At 71.0% G+C, this 1,480-nt stretch carries 1 protein-coding gene; it reads left to right on the top strand.

What is annotated here, in order from left to right; all coding sequences use genetic code 11:
- A partial coding sequence (locus tag A5652_RS02695) for an aldehyde dehydrogenase family protein (RefSeq protein ID WP_232001070.1) occupies positions 1–1,349 on the top strand: 1,349 nt, incomplete at its 5' end.
- Positions 1,350–1,480 lie beyond the last annotated feature (131 nt).

Here is a 1,480-nt window from a genome sequence, read left to right as displayed (position 1 = left end):
CGCTCGGTGCGGGCGGCGGTTATCGAACCCGCAAACGCGAGGTCATCACCACGACGGCAGGCACCGCGGCCGCCGAGGTGAGTATGGTTCCGCCGCTCTACGTTTCGCGGACGCTTGCCGCGCAGCGCAGGGCCGCACCGCTTCCGGTCGCCCAGCGCGCGGCCGCGCTGGGCGGGGCCGCCGAGATATTTGTCGACGGTGTGATCGCCGGCCTGGATTTCGAAGCCTACGTCGGGCTGGCCGGCCGCATTTCGGGCATGCCGATCGCGATCACCCGGGCCGGGGCGCGCGGTGTGGCCGACGCCGTCGCGGCCGCTTTCGGTGCGGTACTGCCCGCTCAGCCGGTGGGGGCGACGCTGGACTGGCGCGAGGAGCGCACCCGCGCTGGTGGGGCGTTGTGGGTGCGCCGGGGCGAGGTGTTCGCCGTGCACGCGGCCGGAAACGGCCCGGGTGTCCACGGGCTCTGGCCCCAGGCGCTGGCGCTGGGCTATCGGGTCGCGGTGCGCCCGTCGCGGCGCGAGCCGCTGACGGCGCACCGGCTGGTGTGCGCGCTGCGCCAGGCCGGGTTTCGCGCCGAGGACGCCGCCTATCTGCCCACCGACCATGCCGGTGCGGACGAAATCATCCGCTGCGCAGACCTCGCGATGGTGTACGGCGGTCAGGAGGTGGTCGACAAGTACGCCGGCGATCCGGCGGTAATCGTGAACGGGCCCGGGCGCGCCAAGATCGTGATCACCGCCGAGCAGGACTGGCGCGCCTATCTCGACGTCATCGTCGACTCGATCGCCCACCACGGCGGCATGGCATGCGTCAACACCACCGCGGTGCTCTACGAGGGCGATCCCACGGCGCTGGCCCGGGCGATCGCCGAACGACTGGCGACGATCGAGCCGCGGCCCACCGACGACGAGCGGGCGAGCCTGCCAACGCAGCCCGTAGAGAAGGCGCGCGCACTGGCAAACTTCCTGGCGGTTAAGGCCGCTGGATCAACCCCACTGCTCGGCGCCGACCAGGTGGTCGCCGACCTCGGCGACGGCTATGCCGCGCTGCGCCCGGCCGTCCATGTGATGACCGAACCCGACGTGGACAAACTCAACCTCGAGCTGCCCTTCCCGTGTGTATGGGTGTCGGCCTGGTCGCGCGAGGCCGGGTTGGGGCCGTTGCGCGATTCGCTCGTCGTCACCGCGATCACGGGCGACGAGACGCTGATCGACGAGCTGGTGGCCGAGCCGACTGTCGGCAACGTCTACTGCGGGCACCGACCGACGTGGTTCCATGCCCCGCAGATTCCCCACGACGGCTTCCTGGCCGACGCCCTGATGCGCAACAAGGGCTTCATCAGGGATTAACCGGCGATACCGGTCGGCCGGCTACTCTCCGAAGCCGCCGTGCGGCGCGGCGACCGGACCTGGTCCGCCCATTGCCAGGTGGCTGGAGGCGAAGGTGACGCCTTTGTCGATCATGGCGTCTCGTCGGCGTA

It is taken from the genome of Mycobacterium sp. 1165178.9 (assembly GCF_001673555.1).
GTDB lineage: Bacteria > Actinomycetota > Actinomycetes > Mycobacteriales > Mycobacteriaceae > Mycobacterium.
Note: the sequence above shows the minus strand (reverse complement) of the source record. Positions and strands in the feature narration are given on the sequence as shown.